General features: G+C 57.7%; 15 protein-coding genes. 14 read left to right on the top strand and 1 reads right to left on the bottom strand.

Annotated features, from left to right (window positions below; translation table 11 throughout):
* Positions 1-33 precede the first annotated feature (33 nt).
* The gene (locus LG376_RS10050) at positions 34-636 is read right to left on the bottom strand and encodes an MBL fold metallo-hydrolase (RefSeq protein ID WP_225747010.1); all 603 of its coding nucleotides are present in this window, start codon (positions 634-636) and stop codon (positions 34-36) included.
* A gap of 65 nt (positions 637-701) precedes the next feature.
* Between LG376_RS10050 and uvrA the strand changes: the two genes are divergently transcribed.
* From uvrA to argF, 14 genes are all read left to right on the top strand, one after another.
* Positions 702-3,542, top strand: a complete 2,841-nt coding sequence (gene uvrA / locus LG376_RS10045) for an excinuclease ABC subunit UvrA (protein WP_225747009.1) — start codon at positions 702-704, stop codon at positions 3,540-3,542.
* 7 nt (positions 3,543-3,549) lie between these two features.
* The gene (locus tag LG376_RS10040; RefSeq protein WP_225747008.1) at positions 3,550-4,398 is read left to right on the top strand and encodes a hypothetical protein; all 849 of its coding nucleotides are present in this window, start codon (positions 3,550-3,552) and stop codon (positions 4,396-4,398) included.
* Between the two features lie 270 nt (positions 4,399-4,668).
* The gene (gene infC / locus LG376_RS10035; RefSeq protein WP_080970442.1) at positions 4,669-5,190 is read left to right on the top strand and encodes a translation initiation factor IF-3; all 522 of its coding nucleotides are present in this window, start codon (positions 4,669-4,671) and stop codon (positions 5,188-5,190) included.
* A gap of 36 nt (positions 5,191-5,226) precedes the next feature.
* Positions 5,227-5,421, top strand: coding sequence for a 50S ribosomal protein L35 (rpmI, locus tag LG376_RS10030; RefSeq protein ID WP_005323265.1), 195 nt, complete (start codon positions 5,227-5,229; stop codon positions 5,419-5,421).
* Between the two features lie 55 nt (positions 5,422-5,476).
* Complete coding sequence (gene rplT / locus LG376_RS10025; protein ID WP_005323264.1) at positions 5,477-5,860, top strand: 50S ribosomal protein L20; 384 nt, start codon at positions 5,477-5,479, stop codon at positions 5,858-5,860.
* A gap of 318 nt (positions 5,861-6,178) precedes the next feature.
* Positions 6,179-6,466: a TM2 domain-containing protein gene (locus LG376_RS10020; protein ID WP_225747007.1), complete on the top strand. Its 288-nt coding sequence runs from the start codon at positions 6,179-6,181 to the stop codon at positions 6,464-6,466.
* A gap of 108 nt (positions 6,467-6,574) precedes the next feature.
* Positions 6,575-7,378, top strand: a complete 804-nt coding sequence (locus LG376_RS10015; RefSeq protein WP_225747006.1) for an RNA methyltransferase — start codon at positions 6,575-6,577, stop codon at positions 7,376-7,378.
* 104 nt (positions 7,379-7,482) lie between these two features.
* Positions 7,483-8,529, top strand: a complete 1,047-nt coding sequence (pheS, locus tag LG376_RS10010) for a phenylalanine--tRNA ligase subunit alpha (protein WP_225747005.1) — start codon at positions 7,483-7,485, stop codon at positions 8,527-8,529.
* 24 nt (positions 8,530-8,553) lie between these two features.
* Positions 8,554-11,067: a phenylalanine--tRNA ligase subunit beta gene (gene pheT / locus LG376_RS10005; RefSeq protein WP_225747004.1), complete on the top strand. Its 2,514-nt coding sequence runs from the start codon at positions 8,554-8,556 to the stop codon at positions 11,065-11,067.
* A 143-nt stretch (positions 11,068-11,210) separates the two neighbouring features.
* Positions 11,211-12,254 carry an N-acetyl-gamma-glutamyl-phosphate reductase gene (gene argC / locus LG376_RS10000; protein WP_225747003.1) on the top strand — a complete coding sequence of 348 codons (1,044 nt, stop codon included), beginning with the start codon at positions 11,211-11,213 and terminating at the stop codon, positions 12,252-12,254.
* Between the two features lie 15 nt (positions 12,255-12,269).
* Entirely contained in the window at positions 12,270-13,439 is a 1,170-nt protein-coding gene (gene argJ, locus LG376_RS09995; protein ID WP_225747002.1) for a bifunctional glutamate N-acetyltransferase/amino-acid acetyltransferase ArgJ, read from the top strand.
* Between the two features lie 13 nt (positions 13,440-13,452).
* A complete protein-coding gene (gene argB / locus LG376_RS09990; protein ID WP_225747001.1) occupies positions 13,453-14,388 on the top strand; it encodes an acetylglutamate kinase in 936 nt (311 codons plus the stop codon).
* Positions 14,385-15,563: an acetylornithine transaminase gene (locus tag LG376_RS09985; protein ID WP_225747000.1), complete on the top strand. Its 1,179-nt coding sequence runs from the start codon at positions 14,385-14,387 to the stop codon at positions 15,561-15,563. The genes argB and LG376_RS09985 overlap by 4 nt, the downstream gene beginning before the upstream one ends.
* Positions 15,560-16,480: an ornithine carbamoyltransferase gene (gene argF / locus LG376_RS09980; protein WP_225746999.1), complete on the top strand. Its 921-nt coding sequence runs from the start codon at positions 15,560-15,562 to the stop codon at positions 16,478-16,480. The genes LG376_RS09985 and argF overlap by 4 nt, the downstream gene beginning before the upstream one ends.

The raw sequence follows: 16,480 nt of genomic DNA, 5'->3' as shown, positions 1-16,480 counted from the left end.
CTAGACCATTGTACGCGGAAATTAGCCACTGGATCACCAGCGGCGTTCCCACCAGTCACCAAGCTTGGGGCGCTCCTCGCCCAAGGTCGTGGACTTGCCGTGTCCTGGGCGCACGATCGTATTGTCGGGGAACTCATCAAAGATGCGCGCCGTAACGTCCTTATAAAGGCGTACGAAGTCACCCTCAGAGGTGGTCTTGCCCAGGCCGCCGGGGAAGAGGGAATCGCCTACAAAGAGGTTGGTGACGCCATCGATGCTTGCAACCAGAGCTGCCCCGCCGGGGGTGTGGCCGCGCAAGATGATGACTGGCAGCTGAAGACCCGCGAACTCGATGGAATCGCCCTCGCGCAGCTCCACGTCTACCTCAGCCGGGATGGCGGGGGAATCCAGGAAGGAGGCGTAGTGAGTGGCACCCGTTTCGGACAAAATCTCCTCGAGTGCGCGCACGTGATCCCAGTGGCGGTGCGTCGTGAGAACTGCGGTAATTTTCACTCCGGCTTTGCGGGCCATGTCGAGGATTGCGGGGGCGTCATCGGCGGCGTCGACAAGCAAGCCCTCTTCGCCCGCCTGTAGGAGGTAGCAGTTATTGTCCATCTCGGACACGGAAATCTGATGTAGCTGAAGCTCGTTAGTCATGTTTCCTAGCCTACGGGTACATTCGAGGGGAGATTGCAATCCCTAGTACTGGAGGTCTGAGCACAGTGGCTGATCGTTTGGTGGTGCGCGGTGCCCGCGAGCACAACCTCAAGGGCGTGGATATTGATATCCCCCGCGATAAAATGGTTGTTTTTACCGGTCTATCCGGCTCCGGTAAATCTTCGCTGGCCTTTGACACCATCTTCGCTGAAGGTCAGCGACGCTACGTGGAATCCTTGAGTTCTTATGCCCGCATGTTCTTAGGGCAGATGGACAAGCCGAACGTGGAATTTATTGATGGCCTGTCACCCGCGGTGTCCATTGATCAAAAATCCACCAACCATAATCCACGTTCTACGGTGGGCACGATCACGGAGATCTACGACTATCTGCGCTTGCTATTTTCCCGTGCTGGTACCCCGCACTGCCCAAAATGCGATGCGGTGATTGAGCGCCAAACACCGCAGCAGATTGTGGATGCGGTGCTGGATCTGGAAGAAAAGCTGAAATTCCAGGTGCTTGCACCGGTAGTGCGCAAGCGCAAGGGCGAGTTTGTGGATCTTTTCCAAGACCTGTCGGCTCAGGGTTATTCCCGCGTGCGAGTGGATGGAGAGACCCATCAGCTCAGCGATCCTCCCAAGCTAAAGAAGCAGATCAAGCACAATATTGAAGTAGTGGTTGATCGCTTGCAGGTAAAGGCCTCGCAGAAGCAACGTTTAACGGATTCGGTGGAAACGGCCCTGCGCTTGGCGGATGGCCTAGTCACCATCGAGTTCGTGGATAGGGAGGAGCTCACCCACACGTACTCGGAGAAGGCCGCCTGCCCGAATGGCCATACGCTGACCATCGAAGAGTATGAGCCCCGTGCTTTTTCTTTCAATGCCCCGTTTGGTTCTTGCCCGGTGTGTGACGGTTTAGGTACCAAGCTGGAAGTCGATGTTGACCTGCTTATTCCGGATCCAGAGGCCCCGGCGGTTGATGCGATTCAGCCGTGGCACTCCTCTCCCAACTCCCGCTACTTTGTCAAGCTAGTGGAGGGACTGGGTAAGACAATGGGGTTTGACCCTAAGACGCCAGTGAACGAATTGACCAAGGAGCAGCGCCACGCGCTCATCTATGGCACGGACGAGGAGGTGCAGGTTCGGTACAAGAACCGCTACGGGCGCCAGCGCAATTGGACCGCGCCGTTTGAGGGCGCGACCGGTTTCATTCACCGCAAGCTGGAAACGACCGATTCTCAGTCCCAAAAAGACCGCCTGCTGCAGTACACCCGCCGCGTGCCGTGCAGCACCTGTAAAGGCACGCGCTTGAAGCCGGAGATCTTGGCTGTCCGCTTGGCTTCTACTACTCATGGTGAGCAGTCCATTGCGGGACTGTGTGCGCTTTCGATTGAGGATGCCTCTGAATTCCTGGACTCTTTGGTGCTGGGACACCGCGAGGAAATCATTGCCGGTGCGGTACTCAAGGAAACCCAGGCTCGGTTGCGCTTCCTTCTGGACGTCGGTCTGAATTACCTGACCCTGGATCGCGGCGCATCCACGCTTTCGGGCGGCGAGGCACAACGCATCCGTTTGGCTACGCAGATTGGTTCCGGTTTGGCCGGTGTACTTTATGTGCTCGATGAACCTTCCATTGGTTTGCACCAACGCGATAACCACCGGCTAATTAAGACGCTGCAGCGTTTGCGCGATATTGGCAATACCCTCATTGTGGTCGAGCATGATGAAGACACCATTCGGGAGTCCGATTGGCTCGTAGATGTGGGCCCGCGTGCCGGTGAATATGGTGGCGAGGTGGTCTACCAAGGCGAACCGGCGGGAATTGAAAAGGTAGAGGAGTCCCTGACTGGCCAGTATCTATCTGGCAAGAAGGTGCTCGCAGTCCCGGATCACCGCCGTGAGATCGACAAGGACCGCACCCTGAAAGTCGTGGGTGCGCGCGAGAATAACCTCAAGGGAATAAACGTCGAAATCCCGCTGGGAGTGCTGGCGTGCATTACCGGCGTTTCCGGCTCGGGTAAATCCACCGTGGTCAATGAGATTTTGGCCAAGACTTTGGCCAATAAGCTCAACCGTGCCCGCCAGGTCCCCGGCCGTGCCCAGCGCGTCGAGGGTGTGGAGCACCTAGATAAGCTGGTCCAGGTAGACCAGAGCCCGATTGGCCGTACCCCGCGTTCCAACCCAGCAACCTACACGGGCGTCTTTGACAAGATCCGAAACCTTTTTGCCGAAACCCAAGAGGCCAAGGTCCGCGGCTACAAGGCCGGCCGCTTCTCCTTCAATGTCAAGGGTGGGCGCTGCGAGGCATGCCAAGGCGATGGCACCATCAAGATCGAGATGAACTTCCTGCCGGACGTGTATGTTCCGTGTGAGGTGTGTGAGGGCGCTCGCTATAACCGCGAGACCTTGGAGGTGCACTACAAGGGCAAGAACATCGCCGAGGTACTCGACATGCCAATATCTGAGGCAGCGGACTTCTTCGAGCCCATCAACTCGATTCACCGCTACCTTGCCACGCTTGTCGACGTCGGTTTGGGCTACGTTCGCCTCGGCCAAGCCGCTACTACGCTTTCGGGCGGTGAGGCGCAACGCGTTAAGCTCGCCTCGGAGCTGCAAAAGCGCACCAACGGTAGGACCATCTACATCTTGGACGAGCCGACCACTGGTCTGCACTTTGAGGACATTCGCAAGTTGATGTTGGTTATCCAAGGCCTCGTAGACAAGGGCAATTCGGTGCTTGTCATCGAGCACAACCTCGATGTCATCAAGGCTGCGGACTGGATCGTGGATATGGGGCCGGAAGGCGGCGCCGGCGGTGGCACCGTAGTCGCCCAAGGCACCCCGGAAGATGTTGCGCAGGTGGAAGGCTCCTATACCGGAAGGTACCTAAAGGAAATGTTGAAGTAGGGACACAGTGAATAGTTACAGTCTCGGCGTCAGCCTGCTGGCAGCGCTCACTCTGTTTACGGTGAGTGCCTGCTCTAGCGATCCTGAGACTGAGAAGGCCTCAGCACCCGCGACGGCCTCTCCGGCACCCAACCCGGACTCAGTGCGCACACAGCTTGACCGTGCAGTGGACAAGACCGCAAGGAAGTACCACGCCAAGGTTGGGGTCGCTATTTCAGCCGGCGATGACGCCATTGCTGTGGGCGATAAGGGCAAGGGTCCTGTCTGGTCCACCATTAAGGTGCCAATCGCTATCGCGGCGCTGAAAGACGGCGCGGATAAAAGCCTGGTTGACTTGGCAATCAAGGAATCCGATAACGATGCCGCCTACTCCTTGTGGTCCCAGGTGCAATGGCACGAAGGCTCCGCCGATAAGGCCGTAGAGGAATTGCTCGAAGACTATGGATCGCACGCGGATATCCATAACACCGCCTTCGGCTACTCCACGTGGTCATTGAAAGACCAAGCAGTCTTCGGTGCTGAATTGCCTTGCATCGAGGAGGCGGACTACGTCCACAAGGTACTCAAAGACATTGTGTCCTGGCAGAAAATTGGCCTGTCGAAAGAGAAGCGAACCCGCGCCAAAAGTGGCTGGGGCTTGGACGAGGACGAAAATGAGTACACCTACCGCCAATTTGGTGTTCATGAGGTTACCGGAAAGCGCGTCGGTGTCGCGTTATCTGTGGTTACCGATGGCGAGGATTATGCCAAAGCTGAGCCAGCGGTAAAGTACCTCGCCCATGAAATGGTGGGCATCGTTGATAGAGGGGTAAAGAAGGGCATTATTAAACCAGCTGCCCATTGCAAGGACAGCTAAGCGAGTTGCAATTTGGTGGAAAGAGTAGAAGCTGCTATCCTCAAAGCCACTACCGCCCATGACGCCTTTTCAAGGTTTGTGGGTCACAAGCGGAGTATCTCCCACCCGATGCCGCGAATACCGTTCGTAGGATAAAGGTAAAGGTAACCAAGCAAACGTGCTTGGCACTGTGAGAACTCCCGGCTGTCTTTGGCAGACCGGGTTTGATTCGTTTGTGGTCCCGGTAGGTGAACTACTTACTCATACACCCCCTAATCGAGGAGAACCACAATCAGCGCTGAAGCTCGCATCAATGAGCGTATCCGAGTACCCGAGGTCCGTTTGGTAGGCCCCGGTGGTGAACAGGTGGGCATCGTCCGTACTGATGATGCTCGCAAGCTTGCATACGAGGCTGACCTTGACTTGGTTGAGGTCGCCCCAAAGGCAAAGCCCCCAGTGGCCAAGATCATGGACTACGGCAAGTTCAAGTACGAGCAGGCTCAGAAGGCTCGCGAAGCCCGTAAGAACCAGCAGCAGACCGTGGTTAAGGAACAGAAGTTCCGCCCGAAGATCGATGATCACGATTATGAGACCAAGAAGGGTAACGTAGTTCGCTTCCTCGAGAAGGGATCCAAGGTCAAGGTGACCATTATGTTCCGTGGCCGTGAGCAATCGCGTCCGGAGCTGGGTTTCCGCCTCTTGGAGCGTTTGGCCGATGACGTCGCTGAAGTTGGCGTTGTTGAGTCCCGCCCCAAGCAGGATGGTCGCAATATGACCATGGTTTTGGGTCCGGTTCGCAAGGGCAAGAAGTAGACCAGATTCCACGTAGGATTTAAGGACTTAATACTCATGAAGCAGAAGACCCACAAGGGCACCGCAAAGCGTATCAAGGTGACCGGTTCCGGCAAGCTGCGCCGTGAGCAGGCTGGCCGCCGCCACCTGCTGGAGGGCAAGCCGTCCAAGCGTACCCGTCGTCTGAAGGGCACCGAGGCAGTCGCACAGCCTGACACCAAGCGCGTCAAGCGCCTGCTCGGCCGCGCATAATAGCGCCGAATCAACCCACATCCGCCATCACAATTCGAATTAAGGAAGTATCACTGTGGCACGAGTAAAGCGCTCAGTTAACGCAAAGAAGAAGCGTCGCGCGATTCTGAAGTCCGCTAAGGGCTACCGCGGCCAGCGTTCCCGCCTGTACCGTAAGGCGAAGGAGCAGTGGCTGCACTCCATGACTTACGCTTACCGCGATCGTCGCGCTCGTAAGTCTGAGTTCCGTAAGCTGTGGATCCAGCGCATCAACGCTGCTGCCCGCATGAATGACATCACCTACAACCGTCTCATCCACGGCCTGCGCCTGGCTGAGATCGAGGTTGACCGCAAGATCCTGGCTGAGCTTGCTGTCAATGACTTCGAGGCATTCTCCGCACTGTGTGAGGCTGCCAAGGCTGCTCTGCCTGAGGACGTTAACGCTCCTAAGGCTGCCTAGTTACTAGGAATACAACGCCCGTTTCTCCGGCTTATGTGCCAGGCGAAGCGGGCCTTGTTGGTTTTACGCTCTATCTGTCTAGTGAGCTCGGCCTCGCATGCTACATTGGGTCGGGACCCCGAGTAACCCCGAGACCGAGGAGCAGATTTCCCTGTGACAAACCCAAATGGTGGCTACCAACCAGAAAACGGCTAGTATTCTGGCCACTCCTATGACAACAACCAGGGCCAGCAGTACAACCCCTATAACCAGCAGGCCGGTTACCAGCCGCAGTACCACCAAGGCTATGCACCACAACCGAATATGGGTTCCTATCCGGTGCAGCAGCAGTATGTGGCGCAGGGACCGCAAAAGTCTTGGATCGCGACTTTGCTGCTGTGCTTTTTCTTGGGCTCCTTCGGCGCGCATAACTTTTATACCGGCCGCACGAGCTTTGGCGTAGCGCAGCTGGTGCTTAATATCTTGGGCTGGGCTACTTTCTGGTTCTTGCTCGGATTCGCGTTTTGGGCCATCGTCGGAATCTGGGTCTTTATTGAGTTCATTATGATCATCGCCGGCGCCGGTGATTACGATAAGGACGCCCGCGGCGTGCCACTAGCTAAGTAGCATCCAACGTTGTGATCCTGTTCCCAAATCGGCAACAGGACTTTTTATTTTGCTTACGCAGCAGGGGCTGAGCCTGGGGCTAGGCAACTAGTAGGTAGGGTAGGAGCCATGAATTTGGATTTTGACTCTGCCTTTACTGAACGCACTCCGCGCATTGTTAACGCAGCCAAGCTGCACCGTGCGGCTAACCGGAAGAAGGCGAAGCAATTCCTGATTGAAGGAGAAAACGCTGTAGATGCCGCAGTGTCTACAGGCGCGGCTGTCGATGTTTTCGTCACTGAAAAGGCCGCAGAACGCTTCGGTGACATTATTACCGTCTGTGGATACATGGGGGCGTACGTACATCCCATTACCGATAAAGCGGCTAAGCATCTATCTGATACCGCCACCACCACGGGGCTTTTCGCGCTATGCAAGCCAGTGCTATGGTCCGCGGGCAAAATCCTTAACGGCAAGCCAAGTTTGGTCTCTGTTCCCGTGCTCACTTCGGAGCCGGGCAATGCAGGCACATTGATTAGGACTTCCGACGCCATGGGCGCAGATGGAGTAATTTTTGCGGGCGAGACGGTCGATCCCCTCAGCTGCAAGGTAGCGCGCGCTTCAGCCGGTTCGCTATTTCATGTCCCAGTAGCGCGGGATCCCAATATCAAAGACGTTTTGGGGCAGCTGCGTAAATCAGGCATGCAGATTGCGGCGACAGCCGCCGATGGGGAAGTAGACCTCGCAGAGGCAGATCTATCACAGCCAACGGCGTGGCTATTTGGCAACGAGGCCCACGGATTGGGTGAGCTACTGGAAGAAGCCGATATGCGGGTGCGTATTCCGCTACGTGGGCGCGCAGAGTCACTCAACCTAGCGACCGCGGCGAGTATCTGTCTTTATGAGTCAGCAAAAGCCCAAGAGCACAGCTAAGCAGATCCCCGAATGAAAAGGGGGGTCCCTGGGGCGGTCGGACTAGCCGGGACAGAGTAAGATTGCACGCGTTAGTTTTCGCGCGAGAAGAAGGTACGAAGTACGTGTCCGATACACCGCAGATCGAATTGACCGAAGAGGCTCTTGGGGCCGCGGCCGAAAAGGCTATCGCAGCCTTCGACGCAGCCGAAACGCTCGATGAGTTGGTTGCAGCCCGCCGCGAGCACCTAGGAGATGGCGGCTATATTCCGCAGGCTCGCCAGTCATTGGGGCAGCTGCCCAAGGACCAGCGCAAGAGCGCTGGCAAGGCTGTCAACATGGCCCGCGGCAAGATGGAAAAGCGCTTCGCCCAGGTTAAGGACGTCTTGGAGCAAAAGGCCCGCGAGGAGCAGTTGCGAGCAGAGACCGTAGATGTGACGATTCCTACCACTCGCACCCAGACTGGTGCGCTTCACCCGATTACCGCATTGTCAGAACGCATTGCGGATATTTTCGTCGGTATGGGCTGGGAAATCGCGGATGGCCCCGAGGTTGAGGCGGAGTACTTTAACTTCGACGCTTTGAACTTTAAGCCGGATCACCCAGCGCGTACCCTGCAGGATACGTTCCACGTCTCCGGCGAGGGCTCTAAGCAGGTGCTACGCACGCACACCTCTCCGGTACAGGTACGCACGATGCTGGAGCGCGATGTGCCGCTGTATATCGCTTGCCCAGGTCGCGTATTCCGCACCGATGAGCTAGATGCCACCCACACCCCGGTTTTCCACCAGGTAGAAGGTTTGGCCGTGGATAAGGGCCTGACCATGGCTCACCTGCGCGGCACCCTTGAGCACTTGGCCAAGGTGTTGTTCGGTCCGGAGACTACGACGCGCATGCGCGTGAATTACTTCCCGTTCACCGAGCCCTCTGCCGAGGTTGATGTGTGGTTCCCGAATAAGAAGGGCGGCGCCGGTTGGATCGAGTGGGGCGGCTGCGGCATGGTGAATCCCAATGTGCTGCGCGCCGTTGGTGTTGACCCAGAGGAATACACGGGCTTTGCCTTTGGCATGGGCCTCGAGCGCACGCTGCAGTTCCGCAATGGCTTGACCGATATGCGCGACATGGTCGAAGGCGATGTCCGCTTCACCCTGCCGTTTGGCGTGCAGGCTTAAAACCCAGAAAGGATAGACACACTAATGCTTATTTCCCAAGACTGGGTCACCCGCATCCTGGGCGCTAAGAACCCTGGTTGGAACGTTTCCGCTGCTGATATGGACTCCGGATTCGTGCGCGTCGGTTTTGAAACCGAAGGTTATGCTGCTGTTCCGGAGAGCACCGGTCCGCTGGTCATCGGCCAGGTGGTAGAGATCGAGGAACTTACTCAGTTCAAAAAGCCCATCCGCTACTGCCAGGTGAATGTTGGCCAGGCTAATGGGACCGGCGAGCTGCAGGGCATCATTTGCGGTGCTCGTAATTTCCGTTTGAATGACTATGTCGTTGTGGCGCTTCCGGGCTCGGAACTGCCAGGTGGCTTTAAAATTGCGGCTCGCGAGACCTACGACCACATCTCCAATGGCATGCTGTGCTCCGGCGCTGAGCTCGGTTTGGGCGCGCAGGCCAACGGCATCATCGTCTTGGGCGATGATGTCGCCGATAAAGTAGGTGAGGATGCTCGCCCGATTATTGGGCTGCACGATACCGATTTTGATGTCAACATCACCCCGGATCGCGGCTACGCCCTATCTGCGCGCGGTTTGAGCCGTGAGATTGCCTCCGCTTTCGATCTAGAATTTGCCGATATTGCCGAGGATCCGTCGGTTGCTGGAATTGATACATCTGCTGTTCCGGCGGCGCAGGGCTCGCTTATCGACGTCACCCTAGACCCCGCGACCAAGGCGCAGCGTTTCGGCCTCCGCAAAGTCAGCGGTATAGACCCGCAGGCGCGTACCCCGTTCTGGCTGGAGCGCGATCTCATGCTCTGCGGCCAGCGCAGCGTGAACCTGCCTACGGACATTACTAACTATGTGATGTTGCTGTTGGGCACCCCGATGCATGCCTTTGACGCTAACGTGATCCAAGGAAACCTTGTTGTCCGTAACGCGGAGGAGGGTGAGAAGTTCGAGACTCTGGATCACGTAAAGCGTGAGCTTTCTGCAGAAGACGTGGTCATCTGCGATGACAATGGCATCCAGTCCCTGGCCGGTGTCATGGGCGGTACTACCTCCGAAATCTCGGCGGAGACCACTGATGTTGTCTTCGAATCCGCTATCTGGGATCCGATCACCGTGGCGCGCACCTCCCGCCGCCATAAGTTGGCGTCCGAGTCCTCCCGCCGCTTCGAGCGTGGCGTGGATCCAGCGGTCGTCGAGGTCGCTCTGGACACCGCATGTGCGCTTTTGCAGCAGCTGGCGGGCGGCACCATTGAGGAAGGCCGGACGCTTATCGGGGACGTCGCCAAGCGCGAGCCTATTGCCCTGCGCACCGCAAAGGCTAGCGAGTATGCAGGAGTTGACTATTCCCGTGAGACCGTTATTTCCCGCCTTGAGGAAGTCGGCTGCACGGTTACCGATGAGGGGGAACTGCTGCAGGTAACGCCTGCCACGTGGCGCACCGATATCTCTATGGATGTTGACCTCATTGAGGAGGTCCTACGTCTGGAGGGCTTGGAGGACATTCCCACCGTCTTGCCTACTCCGGCCGGCGGTCGCGGTCTGACCCCAGCGCAGAAGCGTCGCCGCGCTATTGGTCACGGCTTGGCCTATGCCGGTTATGCAGAGGTATTGCCGGCCCCATTCGTGGCGAACGACACCTTTGATGTGTGGGGCTTGGACAAGGATGATGCTCGCCGCCGCACCGTAGAGGTGCAGAACCCGCTTGAGGCAGATAAGGCCATCTTGTCCACGACTCTGCTTCCGAACATGCTGGAGGCCATCGGCCGCAATGTTGCGCGTGGCCGCAGCGACCTCGCCCTGTATGGTCTGCAGCAAGTGACATTCAAGCGCGCCGCGGTATCGCCCATGCCTTCTGTCGAGAAGCGACCTTCTGAGCAGGTTGTTTCCGAACTTCTGGGTACCCTTCCTGAGCAGCCGCTGCACGTTGCAACGGTGGCCACCGGCAATATTGAGCATGAGGGACCGTGGGGCGAGGGTCGCGCATATAGCTACGCCGACGCTATCGAATCCGCCCGCCAGGTCGCTCGCGCCGCCGGCGTGGATATCGAGCTGGAGGCAGCGCACGTTCTTCCCTGGCACCCAGGTCGTTGTGCTGCCGTGAAGGTTGCTGGCACTGATGTGGTTCTGGGCCATGCCGGTGAGCTTCACCCGCAGGTTCTGGAAGCACTGAACCTGCCGGCGCGTACCTGCGCTATGGAGCTGGACGTTACCGCTATGCCATTGGAAGAGAAGTTCCCTGCGCCGGTACTGTCCTCCTTCCCTGCATTGCACCAGGACATTGCGCTCGTGGTGGATGAAGACGTCCCAGCAGAGCGCGTGCGCGCCACCGTGGAAGAGGGGGCGGGCGAACTCATCGAGTCCGTCGAGCTCTTCGACATTTTCCGTGGTGAGCAGTTGGGTGAGGGCAAGAAGTCCTTGGCCTTCCAGCTTCTGTTCCGTGCAGCGGATCGCACGTTGACCGATGAGGAAGTCAACGAGCACCGCACGGCGGCAGCAGAGCTGGCTAAGCAGCGCTTGGGCGCAGAGATGCGCGCATAGCTTTCCCCAAAGGGGCGGTGAGATATAGCTCACCGCCCCTTTTTTCATACATTTTTCGCTCCTAGCAAAGCTTTAACCAGGTATTTCTCCCAATTTGTATGAATAACATACGGGCGAGTGTATTTTTTGCTATAGTCATCCCTATGACGATTTCAGTAGCAATAGCAGGCGCCACAGGATACGCAGGAAGCGAGATCCTTCGCCTGCTGCTATCTCATCCGGCCTATCTTTGCGGCCGCCTGCGCATTGGCGCACTCACGGCACATTCCACTGCAGGGAAGACGGTAGCTGAGCTTATGCCCCACCTGCCTCAGTTGGCGGACAGAGTCATTGAGGAGACGTCCGTTGATAAGCTCCGTGGACACGACATTGTTTTCCTAGGCCTACCGCATGGGCACTCTGCTGACATCGCCCAGCAACTGGGCCAGCAGACCACCGTGATCGATTGTGCAGCCGATTTTCGCCTTCGTAGCAAGTCTGACTGGAGTTCCTTCTACGGCGGCCACTATGCCGGAAGTTGGCCCTATGGAATTCCGGAGGTGCCCGGCAATCGGGAAGCGCTGCGGGGTGCTCACCGAATAGCAATACCGGGATGTTTCCCGACAGCGGTCACCCTTGGGGTTCTGCCGGCCGTGGCGCACGAGCTTGTTGAGCCGACCCTTTCGGTCATCGCTATAACCGGCGTCTCTGGTGCCGGGAAGAAAGCTTCTGTAGCGCACCTTGGCGCGGAGACCATGGGAAACCTCAAAGCATATAAACCTGGCGGGACGCACCGACACACCCCAGAGATCCTGCAGAACCTGCAGCCTTTTGCTAAGCAGAAGCTCTCTGTCAGCTTTACACCGGTTCTTGCGCCCTTACCCCGTGGGATTTTGGCGACGACTACGGCGGGGCTTAGAGGGGGCGTCGGCAAGCGTGACGTGGAGACAGCATTCCGCGACTTTTATGCCCAAGAGACTTTTTGCCACGTCCTTCCAGCCGGGCAGCAACCCGAAACCCAAAACGTCGTGGGCACCAACATGGTCCATATCCAAGCTCACGTGGACGAACGTGCCCGACGGCTCGTTGTCACTTCAGCGCTAGACAACCTGTGCAAGGGAACAGCTGGCGCCGCGTTGCAATGCATGAACCTGGCACTTGGCTGGGATGAAACCTCGGGCCTGCCGCAAGCGGCCGTGGCCCCATAACACTAGGAGAATACAATGAGTACAGCTGGGATTACCGGCCCCGCCGGCTTTAGCGCCGGCGCAACTACAGCGGGGATTAAGCCCTCCGGCACACCCGATATGGCCTTGGTGGTAAATAATGGTCCGTGCTTCGATGCGGCGGCGGTTTTTACCCGCAACCGCGTGGTGGCCTCGCCGGTGAAACTGTCCCGCAAGGCGCTAAGCGATGGCCAGCTTGCTGCTGTCATCTTCAATTCTGGCAACGCCAATGCGTGCAATGGTACGCAGGGGGACAAGGACGCCTCTGCGCTGGTAGCTGAGGTTGCTCACTCCCTGCATCTTTCCGAGGGAGACATTGCCGCCTGCTCGACGGGGATTATCGGTGAGCCCATGCCAATGCACAAGGTGCTGGCTGGTGCGGCCGACGTAGTGAAGGGCCTTGGCACGGGTGCGGAACACGCCCACGCGGCAGCCGCAGCCATTATGACCACCGATACCGTGACCAAAGAAGCCACCTATGCTGCGGACGGCTGGTCAGTGGGGGCCATGGGCAAGGGAGTAGGCATGATGGCTCCCTCTCTCGCAACAATGTTGGTATGCCTTACTACCGACGCCGCCGCGAGTGCTCCCGCACTCCACAGCGCCCTAGACAAGGCCGTGGCCAAGACTTTTAACACCCTCGACGTGGATGGGTCTACCTCCACCAATGACACGGTAATCCTCATGGCCTCTGGGGCATCGGGTATTGCAGCCAGCCAAGAAGACCTGGATGCGGCGGTGCTTGCGGTGTGCGCGGACATTGCGGACCAATTGCAAGCGGATGCGGAAGGCGTGACTAAGCGCGTCAAAATCACGGTAGAGGGCACGGCCACCGATAACCAGGCCCTCAATGCCGCGCGCACCTTGGGCCGCGACAACCTGTTTAAGTGCGCCATGTTTGGTTCCGATCCCAATTGGGGGCGTGTCCTCGCCGCTGTGGGAATGGCAGATGCAGAAATGGAGCCGGACAATATCTCCGTCTATTTCAATGACCAGCCGGTCTGTCGGGCATCGACGGGCACGCCGGGGGCGCGTGAGGTGGACCTTAGCGGCGCCGATATCGATGTTCGCGTGGATCTGGGCACGGGAGGCGCGGGGTCCGCATTCGTGCGCACGACGGATCTCTCCCATGCCTACGTGGAAATTAATTCGGCGTATAGCTCCTAGGGAGGAGATGAGAATGTTTAGCGGACTTAGTGACCATGAGCGCGCCACTGTCTTGGCGGATGCCCTCCCATGGCTCCAGCACTATCGGGGCACCATAGTGGTGGTGAAATATGGCGGAAATGCCATGGTGGATGACGAGCTCAAGGCGGCCTTTGCGGCGGATATGGTCTTTTTGCGCACCGTCGGTGTCCATCCCGTGGTGGTCCACGGTGGCGGGCCACAGATCAACTCCATGTTGCAAAAGCTCGGCATTGAAGGGGAGTTTCGAGGCGGCTTCCGCGTGACCTCGCCGGAAGTCATGGACGTCGTGCGCATGGTGCTGTTTGGGCAGGTGGGCCGCGGATTAGTCAACCTCATCAATTCCCATGGTCCTTATGCAGTGGGGACCTCGGGAGAAGATGCAGGACTATTTCGGGCTACGAAACGGCTGGTGGAGATCGATGGCGAACCTACCGATATTGGCATGGTCGGCGACATCGTAAAGGTTAATCCTGCTGCCGTTATGGACATTGTCCAGGCCGGACGCATCCCTGTGGTCTCGACCATTGCACCGGGAGAAGATGGCGCGATTTATAACATCAACGCCGATAGCGCGGCGGGCGCTTTGGCCAGCGCGATTGGAGCAGAGCGATTAGTCATTTTGACCAATGTGGAAGGACTATACACGGACTGGCCGAACCGGGAGTCCTTGGTGTCAAAGATCGAGTGTGGCCGGCTATCGCACCTATTGCCGCACTTGGACTCCGGCATGATTCCCAAAATGGAGTCCTGCCTTAAGGCGGTAAAAGCTGGGGTATCGGCCGCCCACGTTATTGATGGCCGGATTGGTCACTCGGTGCTTTTAGAACTATTAACCCCAGGCGGCGTCGGAACCATGGTGCTGCCAGATGACTATGACAAACACGACTATCCCGAAGGGACCATCTTCAGGAAGGACGATGCAGCATGAACAAGCCACCGAGCTTGACCACACGGTGGCCGGAGACGATTGTAGATACCTACGGCACGCCACCAATAGGCCTCGTCTCCGGCCAAGGAGCAACGCTGACCGATGAGGAGGGGAAGAGCTATATCGACCTTCTCGCTGGGATTGCTGTCAATTCTTTGGGCTATGGCAATGAGCAGGTGGCGCAGGCGGTTTCGCACCAGGCCCGCACCTTGGTGCATACCTCGAACCTCTTTGCCACGCAGCCGGTGCTCGACGCCGGGGAGAAGTTAATTAGGCGAGTAGGAGATAGCGATGCCTGTGTCTTCTTCTGCAACTCTGGCGCCGAAGCGAACGAGGCCGCATTTAAGCTTGCCCGCTTGACTGGCAGGCGCCGCATCCTCGCGGCAGAGCACGGCTTCCATGGCCGCACCATGGGTGCGCTTGCCCTGACCGGCCAGCCTGATAAGCAGCGCGCCTTCCACCCACTACCGGGCGGGGTGGAGTTCTACCCGTTCGGGGACGCGGATTACCTGCGTCAGTTGGTAGAGCAAGATCCCACCGATACCGCGGCGATCATCTTTGAGCCAATTCAGGGAGAGACCGGCGTCATTCCGGCCCCTGCGGGATTCATGCAGAAGGTAAGCGAGCTGTGCGATGAATACGGCATCTTGCTCATCGTGGATGAAGTGCAGACGGGCGCGGGACGTAGCGGCACCTTTTTCGCCCACGAGGTAGAAGGCATTCAACCGGACGTCATCACCATGGCGAAGGGCTTAGGTGCCGGAGTACCCATCGGCGCGACCATCACCCGCGGTCGTGCCAAGGATTTGTTTAAACCTGGCTCCCATGGCACCACCTTTGGCGGAAACCCCGTGGCCTGCGCTGCGGCGAACGTAGTACTTGACACCGTGGATGCGGAATTTCTTGCGGAAGTTACCCGTAAGGGTGACTATCTGCGGCAAGAGATTGAAAAATTGCCGCTTGTAGAACGCGTACGCGGCCGCGGCCTGATGCTCGGCATTGTTTTAGCACAACCGGTGGCTAAGCAGGCCGTGCGCGACGGGCTTGCCCAGGGGCTCATCCTCAACGCACCCAGTGAGAATGTACTCCGCCTCACCCCGCCCTTGGTTATTTCCCACGATGAACTAGACACAGCACTGACAACACTCCGGACGATAGTGGAGGAACTGGTATGAGCCTGCGACACTTTCTGGCTGACGACGATCTCAGCCCACAAGAACAAGTAACCGTTTTGGACCTAGCTGAAAGGCTCAAAAAGGATCCCTTTGCGGAGCGCCCACTAGAGGGGCCTAAGACCGTGGCGGTGCTTTTTGATAAAACGTCTACGCGGACCCGCTTTTCCTTTGAAACCGCAGTAGCGAATATGGGCGGGAAGGGCATTACCGTCGATACTTCTGCCACTCAGATGGGCAAAGGGGAGTCCTACCAAGATACGGCCGCGGTGCTTTCGCGGTACGTGGAGGCAATCGTGTGGCGCACCTTTAAGCATGACAACCTCCTCCAGATGGCGGAGACTGCGACCGTTCCTCTGGTCAATGCGCTTTCCGACGACCTGCATCCCTGCCAGATTTTGGCTGACCTGCTGACCTGTCGCGAGAATTTGGGTGACCTCAAAAGCAAAAAGGCCGTCTACCTGGGCGATGGTGATAATAATATGGCTAACTCCTACATGATTGGTTTCGCCACGGCCGGCATGGACGTCTCTATTATCGCGCCCGAAGGATTCCAGCCGCGCCAGGAATTCGTCGACCGCGCGCGCAAGCGGGGCAACATCACCATTACTGATGACGTGGATGAAGTTGAAGGTGCAGACGTAGTCATCACCGATACGTGGATCTCTATGGGGCAGGAAAATGATGGCCGCGATAGGCGTACGCCGTTCCTGCCATATCAGGTTGATTCGACCATAATGAGCAAAGCGCATAAGGATGCAATATTCTTACATTGTTTGCCGGCGTACCGTGGAAATGAGGTCACGGCTGAGGTAATTGATGGACCACAGTCGCGGGTCTTTGATGAAGCGGAGAACCGCCTGCATGCGCAGAAAGCGCTTCTTGTCTGGTTGCTCGAAATAAACAAGGAGATCAACTAA

The organism is Corynebacterium sp. Marseille-P4611 (genome assembly GCF_916618765.1).
GTDB lineage: Bacteria > Actinomycetota > Actinomycetes > Mycobacteriales > Mycobacteriaceae > Corynebacterium > Corynebacterium marquesiae.
The sequence above is the reverse complement of the archived record's forward strand: the minus strand, read 5'-3'. Positions and strand labels throughout refer to the sequence as shown.